The 15,327-nt window shown below is 68.5% G+C and carries 12 protein-coding genes; all 12 read right to left on the reverse strand.

What is annotated here, in order from left to right; genetic code table 11:
• Positions 1-23: 23 nt before the first annotated feature.
• Positions 24-3,776, reverse strand: a complete 3,753-nt coding sequence (locus tag FB547_RS00140; protein WP_145738595.1) for a molybdopterin cofactor-binding domain-containing protein — start codon at positions 3,774-3,776, stop codon at positions 24-26.
• Complete coding sequence (locus FB547_RS00145) at positions 3,773-4,276, reverse strand: (2Fe-2S)-binding protein (RefSeq protein ID WP_145738596.1); 504 nt, start codon at positions 4,274-4,276, stop codon at positions 3,773-3,775. Before FB547_RS00145 ends, FB547_RS00140 begins: the two co-directional genes overlap by 4 nt.
• Positions 4,254-5,420, reverse strand: coding sequence for an ABC transporter substrate-binding protein (locus FB547_RS00150; protein WP_145738598.1), 1,167 nt, complete (start codon positions 5,418-5,420; stop codon positions 4,254-4,256). Before FB547_RS00150 ends, FB547_RS00145 begins: the two co-directional genes overlap by 23 nt.
• Positions 5,421-5,481: 61 nt before the next feature.
• Positions 5,482-6,204 (reverse strand): bifunctional nicotinamidase/pyrazinamidase, encoded by a 723-nt coding sequence (gene pncA / locus FB547_RS00155; protein ID WP_145738601.1) that lies wholly within the window; start codon positions 6,202-6,204, stop codon positions 5,482-5,484.
• A 51-nt stretch (positions 6,205-6,255) separates the two neighbouring features.
• Positions 6,256-6,990, reverse strand: a complete 735-nt coding sequence (locus FB547_RS00160) for an ABC transporter ATP-binding protein (protein ID WP_145738602.1) — start codon at positions 6,988-6,990, stop codon at positions 6,256-6,258.
• Positions 6,987-7,790, reverse strand: a complete 804-nt coding sequence (locus FB547_RS00165) for an ABC transporter ATP-binding protein (protein WP_145738604.1) — start codon at positions 7,788-7,790, stop codon at positions 6,987-6,989. The genes FB547_RS00160 and FB547_RS00165 overlap by 4 nt, the downstream gene beginning before the upstream one ends.
• Positions 7,791-7,920: 130 nt before the next feature.
• A complete protein-coding gene (locus FB547_RS00170) occupies positions 7,921-9,846 on the reverse strand; it encodes an ABC transporter permease (protein WP_145738606.1) in 1,926 nt (641 codons plus the stop codon).
• Positions 9,847-9,874: 28 nt separating this feature from the next.
• Positions 9,875-11,080 carry an ABC transporter substrate-binding protein gene (locus FB547_RS00175; RefSeq protein WP_145738608.1) on the reverse strand — a complete coding sequence of 402 codons (1,206 nt, stop codon included), beginning with the start codon at positions 11,078-11,080 and terminating at the stop codon, positions 9,875-9,877.
• A gap of 137 nt (positions 11,081-11,217) precedes the next feature.
• Positions 11,218-11,802 (reverse strand): amino acid synthesis family protein, encoded by a 585-nt coding sequence (locus tag FB547_RS00180; protein ID WP_145738611.1) that lies wholly within the window; start codon positions 11,800-11,802, stop codon positions 11,218-11,220.
• Positions 11,803-11,839: 37 nt separating this feature from the next.
• Complete coding sequence (locus tag FB547_RS00185) at positions 11,840-12,481, reverse strand: amino acid synthesis family protein (RefSeq protein ID WP_145738612.1); 642 nt, start codon at positions 12,479-12,481, stop codon at positions 11,840-11,842.
• 21 nt (positions 12,482-12,502) lie between these two features.
• A complete protein-coding gene (locus FB547_RS00190; RefSeq protein WP_145738614.1) occupies positions 12,503-13,411 on the reverse strand; it encodes a UPF0280 family protein in 909 nt (302 codons plus the stop codon).
• A gap of 167 nt (positions 13,412-13,578) precedes the next feature.
• Entirely contained in the window at positions 13,579-15,195 is a 1,617-nt protein-coding gene (locus FB547_RS00195) for a 6-hydroxynicotinate reductase (protein WP_145738616.1), read from the reverse strand.
• Between the last annotated feature and the right edge of the window lie 132 nt (positions 15,196-15,327).

Below are 15,327 nucleotides of genomic sequence, written 5' to 3' on the forward strand. Positions count from 1 at the left end.
AGCGGCACGCCGCGGAAGGCGGCTTACTCGGCGCCGTGGCCGCGCGCGGCGCGCACGCGTGCCACTTCGGCCGGCAGGTTCTTCCACGCCGGCTCCTGCGGTGCGAAGCGCGCGCGCATGTAGCCCGCGAGTTCGGCGATCTGCCGGTCGTCGAGCGCGTCGCGGAAGGCCGGCATGAAGCCGATGTCGCGGCTCGCGGGCTCGCGCACGCCATCGAGGATGGTGCGCAGCAGGTTGTCGGGCCGCGCGCTCGTGAGATTGCCGTTGAGCGCGAGCGGCGTGTTCACGCCGAGCAGCGTGGGGCCGTCGCCGTCGTGGTGGCACGACGCGCAGGCGCTGTCGAACATGCGCTGCGCGGGACCGAGCAGCCGATCCTGCGTGCGTGCCGCGTTGTCGACCACCTGCTGCGCCACGGCCTGCGGCTCGGCCGCGGGCGCCGGATTGAACGAGGCGAGATAGGTGGCCATGGCGCGCACGTCGGCATCGGACACCTGCGCAAGTTCGCGCACCACCTCGGCCATCGGGCCGCCCGCGATGCCATGGCGCTGCGTGTGGCCCTGGCGCAGGTAGCGGTAGAGCTCGTCGGCATCCCAGGGCACGGCGGATTTGGAGCGCTGCGTGAGCGCCGGCGCCTCCCAGCCATCGACCATCGCGCCCGAGAGGAACGCGCTGCCGCCCTGCTCCGCGCCTAGCGCGTTGCGCGGCGTATGGCAGGCGCCGCAATGGCCCAGGCCGTTGACGAGGTAGGCGCCGCGGTTCCACTCGGCGCTTTGCGTGGCGACGGGCTGCAGGGGCGCGGGGTCGTGGAAAAGTGCGTTCCATCCGGCCATCAGCGGCCGCATGCTGAATGGAAACTTCAGTTCGGCCTTCGGCGTCTCGGCGCGCACCGCGGGCATCGACATGAAGTAGGCGTAGAGCGCCTGCAGGTCGTCGTCGCTGGTCCTGGCGAAGGCGGTGTATGGAAACGCCGGATACAGGTGGTGGCCGTCGCGCGAGACGCCCTCGCGCATCGCGCGCTGGAAGGCGCTGAACGACCAGCGGCCCAGGCCCGTGTCGGCATCGGGCGTGAGGTTGGTGGTGTAGAGCGTGCCGAAGGGCGTCTGCATCGCGCGGCCGCCGGCGTTGGGCGCGCCGCCCGGTGCGGTATGGCACACGGCGCAGTCGCCGAGCGCGGCAAGCACGCGGCCGCGCTCGATGGTGGCCTCGCTGTACACCGGGGCAGTGAGCGAAACCGGGGCAATGGCGGAGCGCCAGCCGAGCAGGCCGGCGATGAGGCCGATGCCGCCGATGGCGAGGGCAGAGGCGGTGGCCCAGAGGCCTTTGCGCCGAGGCCAGGCCGTGTTGCTCCTTCCCCTTCCGGGGGAAGGTTGGGATGGGGGCATGGCAGCGTCACCATTCGAACGCCGCTCGCCCCCACCCCCGCCCTCCCCCGAAAGGGGAGGGAGCAACCCCGGATTCAACGCGGCCAGCACCTTCTCCGGCGTGAACGGCGGCTCGCGGAAGCGCACGCCCGTCGCATCGAAGATCGCATTCGCGATCGCCGCCGTGCCCGGCACCGACGACGACTCGCCCGCGCCGAGCGACGGTTCGCCGGGCCGCGGCATGTGCATGATCTCGATCACCGGCACGTCGCGGAAATTGATGATCGGGTAGCTGCCCCACTCGCGGCTCGCGACCACGCCCGAGGGCAGCACGCCGGGCAACTGCGCACCGGTCGTTGCCGTGCCCTGCTGCGGCGCGAACTGCACCTCTTCTCTGAGCGCGCGGCTCGTGGTCTGGATCACGTTGCCGTGCACCTGGTGCTCGACGCCCGCGGGGTTGACCAGCAGCCCCGCGTCGTGTCCCACCACCACGCGGCGCACGTGCACCTCGCCGGTCTTGCGGTTGACCTCGACGTCCGCCACCCATGCGGCCCATGCGGCGCCGAAGCCCGGCCACTTGCTGTGGATGTAGCGCGCGTAGGCAAAGCCCTGGCCGAAGAGAACGTCGCCGCCCATACCCAGCCCGCCGTCGGCGTTTTCCTGCGGCCCGGTGCGCATGCGCCAGCCGGCCTTCTGCGCGGTGGCCTGCACCAGTTCGACCGCGCGCGGATCGTTCAGGTGGCGCAGGCGGAACTGCACCGGATCGACGCCGGCCGCGGTGGCCAGCTCGTCGATGTACGACTCGTGCGCAAAGGAGCTCGGCAGCGCCGACACGCCGCGCAGCCAGGAAGCGCGCACGATCGGCGCCATGTCGTTGACCTTCACGCGCAGGTTGTCGACGCTGTAGGGCGGACGCGCCGTGCGGTCGCCCATCTCGAAGGCCTGCGCCACCGGCTCGATGGTGCGCGTGAGCAGCAGCGCGAGCGTGGGCGCGCCGTTGGAGGGGTACGAAGTTTCGTAGTCGTAGGCGGCGATGCGACCATCGGCCATGAGCCCGCCATCCACTTCCATGAGCTGCGCGGCGCCCTTGGGCTCCCAGGCATGCTCCTGCTCGCGCGTGAGCTGCACGCGCACCGGCGCGCCCACGGCGCGCGCGAGCAGTGCCGCATCGGCCGCCACGTCGTCGGCGCCGTTGCGGCCGTAGCAGCCCGCAGCTTCCATGCGGATGACGTCGACCTGCACGTCGTCCAGGCCCATGAGCTTTGCGAGATCGGCGCGCAGCACATGCGGATTCTGCGAGCCGGCCCAGCAACGCAGCCGCATCCCGCTGCCATCGGCCGGCTGCCACTCTGCCAGCGCACACGACGGCCCGATGGACGCGTGCATCTGGTACGGCCACACGTAGGTGCGATGCATCGGCTGCGCGGCCGCGGCGATGGCGCCGTCGACATCGCCTTCATCGACCAGCAGGCGCTGCGTCGACGGGTTGTCGCGCAGGGCCTGCGCGAGGTCGGACAGGTCGGGCATGCCGGGCCAGGGCTTCCACGTGACGCGCAGTTCGCGCAGCGCCTGCTCGGCGTGCTCCTCGCGCTCGGCCACGATGCCGACGAAGTCGCGGATCACGACCACCGCGCGAACGCCGGGGATGTGCGCGATCGACGATTCGTCCACCGACTCGAGCGTGTTGCCGATGAACTCGCCATGGTCCGCACCCGCATACGGCGGGCGCACCACGCGGCCGTGCAGCATGCCGGGCACGCGCATGTCGTGCACGAACACGAGGTCGCCCGCGAGCTTGGCAGGAATGTCCACGCGGGCCTGGCGCGTGCCGACGATGCGGTAGTCGGCCGGGTCCTTGGGCTGCGCGCCCGGATCGAGCCGCAGCACAGTGCGTTGCCCCGCGACCAGCTCGGCGTAGTGGATGCGGCGGTCCGGCGCCTCGGCCACCCGCACCACCCCATTGCGCACCTGCAGTGCGCCGGCAGCCACGCCGAGCCGCTCGGCCGCGCGCGCAAGCAGCCACGCGCGCGCCTGCGCGGCGGCCAGGCGCAACGGTTGCGCATGGATCTGGATCGAGGCGCTCGCGATCGTCGCGCCCTGGTTGGGCGCGCGCGCGGTGTCGCCGAGCATCATGCGCACGCAGGGCATGCCGAGTTCGAGTTCCTCGGCCACGATCTGCGCGAGCGCGGTCTGGATGCCGGTGCCGAGGTCGACGTGGCCGTTGAGCGCCGAGGCGCTGCCGTCGTCCCAGACGGCGAGCAGGATCTCGTCGCCTTCGAGCGGGTTGCCCGCCACGGCCGCGGGCTGCCCGTTGGCGGGCGCCGGCGCTGGCGGCGTCTCGCGCACGACCAGCAGCACGCCGTCGACCGAGAGAAACTCCGCGCGGGTCCGCGGCAGATCGGCGCGGCGCGTCATGGCTCTTGCTCCGCGCGCATGCGCACCGCCGCGCGCTGCACCGCGTCCAGTATTTCAATGTGCGTACCGCACCGGCACAGGTTGCCCGAGAGTTCGCTGCGGATGCGCGCCTCGCTTGCCTGCGGGTCGCGCGCAAGCAGCGCTGCGGCCTGCATCACCATGCCGTTCAGGCAGTAGCCGCACTGCGCGGCCTGCGCGTCTTCGAAGGCGGCCTGCACGGGATGCCAGCGCCCACGCGTGCCGAGGCCTTCGAGCGTGGTGATCGCGCGGCCCGCCACGCCATGCGCCGGAATCACGCAGGCACGCGCCGCCACGCCGTCGACGTGCACCGTGCAGGCGCCGCACTGCCCCAGTCCGCAGCCGTACTTGGGCCCGTTCAGGCCGAGGTCGTTGCGCAGCAGGTGCAGCAGCGTGGCCGCGCGCGGCACGCCTTCGATCGAACAGGCCCTGCCGTTGACCTGCAGGTGCAGCAGCGGCTCAGCGCCGCAACTGGCCGTCACGGGTGTACATCTCCAGGTCCACGAAGGTCGAGCCGTTGTGGTTCTTCGCGCCGTACTCGACCGGGAAATCGCCGAAGCGCGCGCTGCCGATGCCTTCGAGCCCGGCGATGAAGCTGTCGCGCGTGAGCGCCTTGCCCGCGCGGCGCAGGCCTTCGACCATCACGCGCGATGCGATATAGCCTTCGAGCGTGGTGTAGCTGTCGATCTTCTCGCCGAACTCGGCACGGTCGCGCTGGTAGTCGGCCACGATGGGCACGCGCACGGCCTGCGGCGGCGGCACGATGCTGGCCGTGACCAGCCCCGCGAGCTTGCCTTCGAGCCGCTTGGCGGAACCGGCCGCGTCGGTGATGCCGACCGACAGCGTATAGAGCGGCGCCGCCCCGCCGTTCGCGCGGTAGTCGCGCATGAACACCTCGACCATGCGCCCGGCCATGATCATCAATACCGCGCCGGGCTTGGCATCGGCCAGGCTGGCGACGACCTGTTTGGCGTCTTCCGCGGCAATCGCGAGCGGCAGCGTCTTCACGACCTGCACCTTGTAGTCGGCAGCCAGCTGCTCGCAGGTGGCGAGGTTCGACTTGCCGAAGGCGCTGTCCTGGTAGACCACCGCAATCGACGAGAGGCTGAGGGTCGAGAGATGGCTGATGATCTTGCGCAGCTCGAGGTCGTAGCCCGCGCGCACGTGGAACAGCAGGCGGTTGACCCTGGTGCGGAACGAGGTGGTGCCCACCAGCGGCGCGAACATGGGCACGCCGGCCTTCTCGGCCAGCGGCATCGCGGCCGCGAGGTTGCCGGTGGCGACGAAGCCTGCGAGCGCGAACACCTTGTCCTCGTCGATCAGCTTCGCGGTGTTGGCGGCCGTCTTCGCGGGGTCGTAGGCATCGTCGTAGCTGACGAGCTCGAGCTTGCGGCCGTTGACGCCGCCCGACTTGTTGATGCGGTCGAAGTACAGCCTGATGCCCGCGCGGTAGTCGATGCCGAAGTCCTTGGCCGGGCCGCTGAACACGGCCGACTGGCCGATTCGGATGAGGCCGTCGGTCACGCCGTTGTCGGCGCGCGCCGAACGCAGAAGGCCCGGGCCCGGGCCCAGTGCCAGGGCTGCGCCGCCCGCCACCAGGGCGCGCCTTGAAATCGGAATCGTCATGCGTTGTCGAGCTCGTTGTTGTCGCTGTTGCCGGGCGGATGTGAATGCGGCGCGGGTCTGCTCAGGCCGTCTGGATGTCGGCGGACTGGATGCGCTTGACGCCCTTGGCCGCCATCTGCTTCCATGCCGCGGCGAGCGAGCCGTTGAGGTCGATGGCGCGCGTGGCGTCCTCGATCACATAGACCTCGAAGCCGGCCTTGCGCGCATCGAGCGCGGTCCAGGCCACGCAGAAATCGGTGGCCAGCCCGGCCACATAGACCGTCTTGATGCCGCGCTGCTTGAGATAGCCGCCCAGGCCGGTGGCGGTCTTGCGGTCGGCCTCCTCGAAAGCGGAGTAGCTGTCGACGCCCTTGTGGAAGCCCTTTCGGATGATGACCTGCGCGGTCGGCAGCTTCAGGTCCTTGTGCAGTGCCGCGTCGTCGGTGCCCTGCACGCAGTGGTCGGGCCAGAGCACCTGGTTGCCGTACGAGAGCTTGATGCTGCTGAACGGCTTCTGCCCCGGATGCGCGCTCGCGAACGACGCATGGCCCTGCGTGTGCCAGTCCTGCGTGACCACGATGTTCTCGAACGAATCGGCCAGCTTGTTGATCACCGGCACCACCTCGGCGCCGCCCTTGACGGGCAGCGTGCCGCCGTCGACGAAGCAGTTCTGCACATCGATCACGATCAGCGCGGACTTGTCATTCGGCTTGAGCTTCGGGGCCGCGAACAGCGTCCCGGCCGCGCCCAGCAGGCCCAGTGCGGCCGTGGACTTCAGAAGGGATCTGCGGTGCGAGTCGTGCATGGCGTGTGCTCCGGTGGTTGATGAGAAGAAAAAGCGGCCGCGCAGGTGCGGCTAGACGCTCAGGTAGGCGCGGCGCACCTCTTCGTTGGCCGCGAGCTCTGCCATGGTGGCGTGGTAGCGGATCTGGCCCTTCTCGAGCACGTAGGCGCGGTCGGACACCAGCTCGGCGAAGTGCATGTTCTGCTCCGACAGCAGGATGCTCACGCCCTGCGCCTTGAGTTCCAGGATCATGTTGGCCATCTGCTCGACGATGACCGGCGCCACGCCTTCGGAGGGCTCGTCGAGCAGCACCAGGTAGGGGTTGCCCATGAGCGTGCGCGCCACGGTGAGCATCTGCTGCTCGCCGCCGCTCATGCGGCCGCCCGGGCGGTCGGGCATTTCGCCCAGGTTGGGGAAGAGCTTGAACAGCCGTTCGGGCGTCCACAGCGGCGCCTCGCTGCCATCGGCCCAGCGGCGTGACGACTGCTTGCCGACTTCGAGGTTCTCCATCACCGTGAGATCGGTGAACACGCGGCGGTCTTCGGGCACGAAGCCGAGGCCGAGCTTCGCTGCGTGATGAGGTTCGCTCTTCGAGATGTCGTGGCCGAGGAAGCTGACGCTGCCCTTGCGCTTGGCCAGCATGCCGATCAGCGTCTTGAGCGTGGTCGACTTGCCCGCGCCGTTGCGGCCCATGAGCGCGACGACCTCACCGCGGCGCACTTCGAGGTCGACGTCGTAGAGGATTTGCGCGGCGCCATACCAGGCGCACAGCGAATTCGCCTTCAACAGTGTTTCGTGCGTGCTCATCCGATGGCTCCCACTGCCGCGTTCACTTCGGCGGCTTTCTCTGCAATCTTCTCGAAGGTCTTGCCGCTGCCGAAGTACACCTCCTGCACCTTCGGATGGTCGCGGATCTCGAGCGGCTTGCCCTGCGCGATCAGGCGGCCGCGGGCCAGCACGATCATGCGGTCGGCGTAGGCGAACACCACGTCCATGCTGTGCTCGGTGAACAGCACGGCCAGGCCGCGCTGGACCACCAGTTCCTTGGTCAGCGCCATGAGCGAGTTGCGCTCCTTCGGCGCCATGCCGGCGGTGGGCTCGTCCATCAGCAGCAGCTTGGGCGCATTGGCCATCGCGATCGCGAGCTCGACGCGCTTGACGTCGCCATAGGCGAGCTCGCTGCAGGGCCGGTCGGCCTGTGCCTTCATGCCGACCTGGTCGAGCAGCGCCAGCGCCTCGTCGCGCTTGTGGTCCGCCGCGCGGCGCCACATCGAGAACAGCTTGCCGTCGTGCGAGAGCATGGCCATCTGCACGTTCTCGGCGACGGTGAGCGACGCAAAGGTTTCGGCGATCTGGAAGGTGCGGCCCACGCCCTTGCGCCAGATCTCGCGCGGCTTCTGGCCCACGAGTTCGTGGCCGTCGAACACGATCGAACCCTGGTCGGCCCTGAGCTGGCCGTTCACCATGTTGAAGGTGGTGGACTTGCCGGCGCCGTTCGGGCCGATGAGGGCCAGCAGCTCGCCGGCCTTCAGCTCGAAGCTGATGCCGTCGACGGCTTTGACGCCGCCGAAGGACTTGCCCAGGTTGTCTACTTTGAGGAGGGTCATTTGGCTTTACTCCCTCTCTCTGTGGGAGAGGGTTGGGATGAGGGCTTTTTTGTTGCTGCGGGGCGGTTGCTTCCCGGGACCGGGTCTCGGGAACCAAGAAGACCCCTGAACGACGAAAGACAACCGCCCCTCACGTCCGCTTCTCCTTCAAAGCAACATCCACTTCCGGACGCCGGCGCCCGCGCAGCAAGCGATCGCTCAACTGCTTCGCAAACCCCGCAATCCCCTGCGGAAACAGCAACACCAACAGCAGGATGATCGCCCCCAGCGTCGCCCGCCAATAGTCGGTATTGCGCGCCACCGTGTCATGCAGCCAGCTGAAAGTCACAGCCCCCACCACCGGCCCCGCCAGCGTCTGGATACCGCCAAGCAGCACCATCACCAGCCCATCGACCGACTTGTCGACGCTCAGGCTTTCAGGCGAAATGCTGCCCTTCGAAAAAGCATAGAGCGCTCCGGCCAATCCAGCCGCCGCTCCAGCGATGACAAAGGCCGTCCATTGCATGCGCTTGACGTCGATGCCGATCGCATCGGCCCGCAGCACCGAATCGCGGCCCGCGCGCAAGGCATAGCCGAACGGCGAGAACAGCACGCGGCGCAGCATCAGGATGCCCGCGGCAACCAACACCAGCGTGAGCCAGTAATAAGTGCGCTTGTCCGACAGCCACTCCGAAGGCCACACACCGGTGAGCCCGTTGCTGCCGCCGGTGAACGAATCCCACTGGTAGACCACGGCCCAGGTGATCTGTGCAAAGGCCAGCGTGAGCATCGCCAGGTACACGCCCGAGAGCCGCACCGCGAACCAGCCGTAGACAAAAGCCCCGATGGCGGCCACCAGCGGTGCGACGACGAGCGCGAGCTCCATCGGCATGCCGCTTGCGCGAACCAGCAGTGCGGCACCGTAGGCCCCCAGCCCGAAGTAGGCCGCGTGGCCGAACGAATGCATGCCAGCCGGGCCCATGATGAAGTGCAGGCTGGCCGCGAACAGCGCCGCGATCAGCAGGTCGATCATCAGCACCGTGGTGTAGGGCGAATCGGCAGTCAGCAGCGGCATCGCCATGAGCGCGAGCCCGAGCGCGGCGACGAGCCACAGGTAGCCCTTGCTCGCGCGCCGCAGCGGCTCTTCCTGCATGCCCACGTAGCGGCTGGGCGCCTGCGGGCGGCCGAGCAGGCCCCAGGGACGCCACACCAGCACGATGGCCATCACGATGAAGTCGACCACCAGCGTGAGCTTGGAGAACGACACGCTGTAGCCGAAGATCTCGACCACGCCAAGCCAAATGCAGACCGCCTTGATTTCGGACAGCAGCAGCGCTGCCACGTACGCGCCAGGAATCGAGCCCATGCCGCCCACCACCACCACCACGAAGGCCGCGCCGATGGTGTTGAGGTCCATCGCGAGCGTGGCCGGCTCGCGCGGCAGCTGCAGCGCACCGCCCAGCGCCGCGAGCGTGGCGCCCAGTGCGAACACGGCCGTGAACAGCCAGGCCTGGTTCACGCCCAGTGCGCTGACCATCTCGCGGTCTTGCGTGGCGGCGCGCACCAGCGTGCCCCAGCGGGTGCGCGTGAGCAGCAGCCACATGAGGCCGAGCACCACCGGACCGACGACGATCAGGAACAGGTCGTAGGTCGGAAACTGGCGGCCCAGGATGTCGACCGAGCCCGACAGGCCCGGCGCGCGCGGGCCGAGCAATTCGTCCGGCCCCCAGAAATAGAGCACCGCATCCTTGATGACGAGCACCAGCGCAAAGGTGGCCAGCAGCTGGAACAGCTCGGGCGACTTGTAGATGCGGCGCAGCAGCACCATCTCGATCAGTGCGCCGATCACGCCCACCGCGAGGGCGGCGATCAGCACGGCCGGCCAGAAGCCGAGCGTGCCGAGCTTCTCGACCAGTGTGTAGGCAAGGTAGATGCCCACCATGAAGAAGGAGCCATGCGCAAAGTTGACGATGCGCGTGACACCGAAGATCAACGAAAGGCCGGCCCCCACGAGGAACAGCGACGAAGCCGACGACAGCCCGGTGAGGAACTGAAGCAGCAGGGACGAGAGGCTCATGGGTGCAAGCGTTCCGGGAAGAAAAAGGTCAGTCGGCAGTGCGGGACTTCTTGACGTCGGCGGCGCTCGGCTGGAACTTGGCGCCGTCGAAGTAGGTGTAGTCGACCATCAAGCCCTTGCCGTTCTCGTTCTTCGTCTTGCCGACGAAGGCGCCCATGGTCGACTGATGGTCTTCGGCGCGGTAGCTGATCTTGCCGAACGGCGTGTCGACCTGCAGGCCCTTGAAGGCGGCGACGAGCTTCGGCGTCTCGGTGCTCCTGGCCTTGTCGATGCCGGCCGCCACCGACTTGATCATGCTGTAGCCCACCACCGAACCGAGGCGCGGGTAGTCCTTGTACTTGGCGTGGTAGGCGAGGAAGAAGGCCTTGTGCTCGGGCGTCTGGATGCCGTACCAGGGATAGCCGGTCACGATCCAGCCGTTGGGCGTTTCGTCCTTGAGCGGGTCGAGGTACTCGGGCTCGCCGGTCAAAACGCTCACCACCGTGCGATCCTTGAAGAGGCCGCGGGTGTTGCCTTCGCGCACGAACTTGGAAAGGTCGGCGCCGAACAGCACGTTGAAGACCGCATCGGGCTTGGCATCGGCCAGCGCCTGCACCACGGCACCCGCATCGACCTTGCCGAGCGGCGGCGCCTGTTCGGCGACGAACTCGACGTCGGGCTGCGCCGCCTTCAGCAGCGTCTTGAACGCGGCCACGGCCGACTGGCCGTACTCGTAGTTGGGGTAGACGACGGCCCAGCGCTTCTTCTTGAGCTTGGCCGCTTCGGGCACCAGCATCGCGGCCTGCATGTAGGTGCCGGGGCGCAAGCGGAAGGTGTATTCGTTGCCGCCCTGCCAGGTCATCTTGTCGGTCAGCGGTTCGCCGGCCAGGAAGAAGATCTTCTTCTGCTTGGCGAAGTCGGCCACGGCCAGGCCGGTGTTCGACAGGAAGGTGCCGGTGAGCACGTCGATCTTCTCGCGCGCCACCAGCTCCTCGGCCACGCGCACCGCATCGCCGGGGTTGGCGTTGTCGTCGCGCGTGATGAGCTCCACCTTGCGGCCGTTGACGCCGCCCTTGGCGTTGATCTCTTCCACGGCCAGCTCCATGCCCTTCTTGTAGGGCTCGAGGAAGGCGGGCTGGGCCTTGTAGCTGTTGACCTCCCCGATCTTGATCACGCCCTGGGCATGGGCAGGAACGAGGGCGGTGGCCAGCGTGGCAACGGCCGCGGCGCTGAAGACGTGACGCAATGGGTTCATGAGGAAACTCCTTGAAGGGACGAGAAACGAGGTCTTTGCGGGAAACACCGCGGAACCGGCTTTGCCGGACCGCTGGTGTTGCCCGGGCGAGGGGGAAGGCGCGCGCGACACGAAGTGCGCGAAGACTGGGGGTGTACTCATCTCAGCCCGTCTTCACCCTTGATTTCGCTGGCCTGCAGCCCGCCGATGCGCGGCAGCGGACGGCCGCTGTCGGTGACGGCCACGGCCACCACGATCTCGTTGGCGCGCGGCGCGTCGGACACGCGGGCCTCGACGGCGTCGAAGTGGCTGCGCACGAAGGCCGCATCCTTGTGGCCGAGCGGCACGTCGATGGCTGTGCCCAGCGTGCCGCGCTTCTTGGCCGAGGGCACGAGCGCGGCGCCCTTTTCAACCGCCGCGCGCAGCGGCGCGCCGAGCTTGGGATGCAGGATGGCGGCGGCATGCTCGAGCTCGCCGTTCTCGCCGACGATCGCGGCCTTGCCGTAGCTCTGCGCCTGGCCCGGCTCGATGCCGAGCGCCTTCACGGCCTTCTGGCCGAGCAGCGCGCCCAGCTCTTCGCCGATGGCGATCAGCTCGTCGAGGTTCTCGCTGAAGCGGCCCGCGTAGGGGTTCTCGATCACCGCGATGGCGACGGCGCGGCGCGTGGGCGGCGCGATTTCCTTGCCCATTTCCTTGCGGGTTTCGTCGACCTGGATGACGAGCTTGCGGATGTTGGCGGTCATGTCTTGTGTTCCTTCTTCGTGTCTCTGGTTCATCAGGTCAGCGCAAGCCGTCCCATTTGCTGATGTCTTTCGCGAGCAGGCCGCCCACGCGCGCATGCACGCGGTAGCCGGTGCTCATTGCAAGGATGAAGACGATCTCGTCGGCCGCCGGTGCACCGGGCACGCGCACCTCGATGGCGTCGAACTGGCCGCGCACGTAGCTGGCATTGATGTTGGTGAGCGGCACGTCGAGCGCGGCGCCGGGCGGGCCGACCTTCTTGGTCGAGGGCACGATGGACAGCGCATTGCCTGGCTGGCCGGTTTTCTCTTCCGCCTTGCCCGCGGTGTAGGCCGCGCGGTCGCCCTTCCAGCCGAGCAGCTCGCGCATCGCATAGCCGCCGGGCACATGCCAGAGCGCGCCGTGCTCGAGCTCGCCGGCGGCGCCGACGATGGCGCCCTTGCCATAGGTGGCGATCTGTTCGAGCGGCACGTCCATGGCGGCATGCAGCTTGTGCGCCATGTCGACACCCACCGGGTCCAGCAGCGCCATCATCGGCAGGATGTCGGGCTCGTAGCGGCCCGCAAAGGGATTGGTCAGCACCGCGCCGATGGCACCGCGCACCAGCGGCGTTGCGGCGCGCGGTCCGAACTCGTGGTGAATGTGCTCGACATGGGTGAAGACGCGGCGTATATCGATCATGGAAAGGAACCTTGCTTTTCGTTAAGCAAATACTGAACCAACTGCATCGGACGGTGCACTGGGCAGCGACTTCGAGCATAAGGGTTCGACAAGTCGCCACTGCCCCTGGCAAACGAGCAGAGCGGCCCAGACGAGCCCCCCTTTTTGCAGCACCTTCGCGCACACGGCGCCGGTGTCGAGCGCGCTTTTCACTTGCGAGGGCGCCAGTGGCGGCACATCGACCGTGACCAGGGTGTCGCCCAGGTCGCTATCGTCCTTGCATTCGCTGGCGGGGCGCCGTCCGATGGCCGCATCGTCCACGTCGACGGCATTGGCAATCACGGTGGCGGCGGCATCGGCCTGCGCTGCGGTGGCGGCCAGGACCGTCACGCTGTCGGCAATGCCCAGCGAGAAGCTGCGCCCGCGCCAGCCGCTGGTGGCCACGCCGCGCACCGGCTGCTCGGCGCTGATCTCGAACTGGCCGTCGGTGGTGAGAAAGCCGGTATCGCGCTCGCGCCAGTCGAAGCGCGCGAGATCGGCATAGACTCCCACGCGCGCCGAATGGCCCGGCGCCAAGTGCAGCGCAATGTCGCCGCCGTTGTTGATCCAGGCGCGCTCGATGCCGGGGCGGTCATAGAACGCGATCAGCTCCTGCGCCGCCGAGCCGGCCACCGCCGCCATCGGCGTGATGAACATCGGCGAGAACGCCGCGCAGGCATCCCACATGCGCGCACCGACCACGCCGCGCGGGCGCACGCCGCCGGCCACGGGCGCGCGCAGCAGCGGCAGCTCGCGCACCAGTTCGTCCAGCACATGGCCGAAGCGCGCCCAGGCCGCGTCGTGCGCGGCTGCGACGGCGTAGGGGTCGCCATGCGCCTCGGCCACGATGTCGATCGGGCCGTGGTTGAAGTGCCAGCGGTTCGCGTCGAGCGCGGTACGTTGGGCGGTCATGGCAGCAAGAGCGCGGGGACGGCGCCTTGTTTCTCCCTCCCCTTCCGGGGGAGGGTCGGGGTGGGGGCACGCGGTGCAATCGTCGGGCGCTCTGCCCGCCCCCATCCCGGCCTTCCCCCGGTGGGGGAAGGGGCAACAGCCACGGCACACGAAAAGATGGCCATCGCTCAACCCAGCATGGGTGGGTGGCCAAGCGGCCACGGATTGGCATCGTCCATCACGACCCACTGCCGCGCCAGCGGTGCGCCGTCTTCCTGCCACGCGCCGCGCGAAAGCGCCTGCTCGAGCGAGAAGATGTGTTCCATGTGGCCGCCGAGCGCCTGGTAGTCGTCACGCCGCATGCTGAACTCGATGGGCGCCACGATGGCCGGCGTGGGCACGGTGCCAAAGCTATTGTCGGGCATGCGCATGACGTCCGCCATCACGGTGATGCCGCCGCCGGGCCACACATAGGCCGGCGCGCCGCCGCAGGTGACGTTGACCAGCGCGCGCTTGATGGCCCGCGTGAGCAGCACCGGGTTTTCGGTGACGCCGGCGCGCAAGGACCCGCCCGCACCACCGAGGAACAGCACGGTGCACAGCGAAGGTTCGCAGTTCTCGCCGATTCGCTCGACGATGCGGCGCACCTCGGGCGGCATTAGCTGCTCGACAGGCTTCAGCGCCTCGTCGAGCACGTACCACTGCGCATGCTCGCCGGTGGTCGATGTCATCAACAGGCGCAGGCCCGGCCGCGCCACGCCCTCTTCCCAGCCCTCGATGATCGATAGCGGATCGGCGATGTCGGTGCCGCCCCAGCCGTTGCCCGGATTCGCCACCTGGAAGTAGCGCCCCGGCGTGGACTTGCGCCCCAGCATCTGGATGCCCGAAGGCGCCATGTCGAGACAGCGCCCCGCCTGGTGCTCTGTGAGCACGCCGGTGATGTGGTCGTCGACCACCACCACCTCGTCGGCCACGCCCGCGAACTGGCGCGCGAAGATGCCCACGGCCGCCGAGCCGCAGCCCACGCGCATGCGCTGCTCCTCCACGCCGTTGACGATGGGTGCTTTTCCGGCCTGGATGACGAGCGTGGAACCGCCGTCGATGGTGCATTCGACGGCCTTCTTGTTGCCCAGCAGCTGCATCAGCTCGGCCGTCATGCGGCCTTCCTTCTTGCTGCCGCCGGTGAGATGGTGCACGCCGCCCAGCGACAGCATCTGCGAGCCGTACTCGGCCGTTGTCACGTGGCCGACCACCTCGCCCTTGTAGCGCACGTTGGCCTGCTCGGAGCCGAGGAAGCGGTCGGTGTCGATCTTCACCTTGAAGCTGCAGTAGCTGAAGATGCCTTCGGTGACGACGGTGACCATGTCGACGCCCTGGGCTTTGGAGGCCACGATGAAGGGAGCGGGCTTGTAGTCGGGATAGGTGGTGGACGAGCCCACGCCGGTCACGAAGACTTCGTCGGCGTGCAGCAGGTCGCCGTTCCAGTCGGGCGCACCGCCCTCGGGTTTCTCTGCAGCCGGGCGGTCGAAGGGCACCAGCACCGGGGCCTCGCTCGCGATCTCGCGGCGCAGCAGCAGCACCGGGTCGACGCGCACCAGCACGCCCTGCCTGTTCGCATAGCGGTCGCAGGCGCCGGTGCGGCCGTCGGAGATCTGGCACAGCACCGGGCAGGCGTTGCATTCGACCTTGGCGCTGCTCATCTTCTCGTTGCGCAGGGGCGCCTTGCCGAAGGCGCCGCTGCCGGCTTCGGCCACCACCGGCATGTCCATGCCGGGAAGGCCATCTGTCTTGGTGTGTTCTGTCATCGGGGCGATCTCGTGGGCGTGATGCGGGTCGGGCACGGGGAAACTCGGTCAGCGGAGGGTTGCAACAAACGTGCCGCCTGCCCGCTTGTGCGCCGCCTTCCATTTGTGTAGCATTCCCTACACTTTCATGTT

The sequence above is a fragment of the Variovorax beijingensis genome (genome assembly GCF_007828835.1).
Lineage (GTDB): Bacteria > Pseudomonadota > Gammaproteobacteria > Burkholderiales > Burkholderiaceae_C > Variovorax > Variovorax beijingensis_A.

Coding starts and splice junctions, on each gene's coding strand:
- FB547_RS00185 (WP_145738612.1), bottom strand. CDS start 12,481: ATGATCGATATACGCCGCGTCTTCACCCATGTCGAGCACATTCACCAC.
- FB547_RS00160 (WP_145738602.1), bottom strand. CDS start 6,990: ATGAGCACGCACGAAACACTGTTGAAGGCGAATTCGCTGTGCGCCTGG.
- FB547_RS00150 (WP_145738598.1), bottom strand. CDS start 5,420: ATGACGATTCCGATTTCAAGGCGCGCCCTGGTGGCGGGCGGCGCAGCC.
- FB547_RS00165 (WP_145738604.1), bottom strand. CDS start 7,790: ATGACCCTCCTCAAAGTAGACAACCTGGGCAAGTCCTTCGGCGGCGTC.
- FB547_RS00140 (WP_145738595.1), bottom strand. CDS start 3,776: ATGACGCGCCGCGCCGATCTGCCGCGGACCCGCGCGGAGTTTCTCTCG.
- FB547_RS00180 (WP_145738611.1), bottom strand. CDS start 11,802: ATGACCGCCAACATCCGCAAGCTCGTCATCCAGGTCGACGAAACCCGC.
- FB547_RS00190 (WP_145738614.1), bottom strand. CDS start 13,411: ATGACCGCCCAACGTACCGCGCTCGACGCGAACCGCTGGCACTTCAAC.
- pncA (WP_145738601.1), bottom strand. CDS start 6,204: ATGCACGACTCGCACCGCAGATCCCTTCTGAAGTCCACGGCCGCACTG.
- FB547_RS00170 (WP_145738606.1), bottom strand. CDS start 9,846: ATGAGCCTCTCGTCCCTGCTGCTTCAGTTCCTCACCGGGCTGTCGTCG.
- FB547_RS00175 (WP_145738608.1), bottom strand. CDS start 11,080: ATGAACCCATTGCGTCACGTCTTCAGCGCCGCGGCCGTTGCCACGCTG.
- FB547_RS00195 (WP_145738616.1), bottom strand. CDS start 15,195: ATGACAGAACACACCAAGACAGATGGCCTTCCCGGCATGGACATGCCG.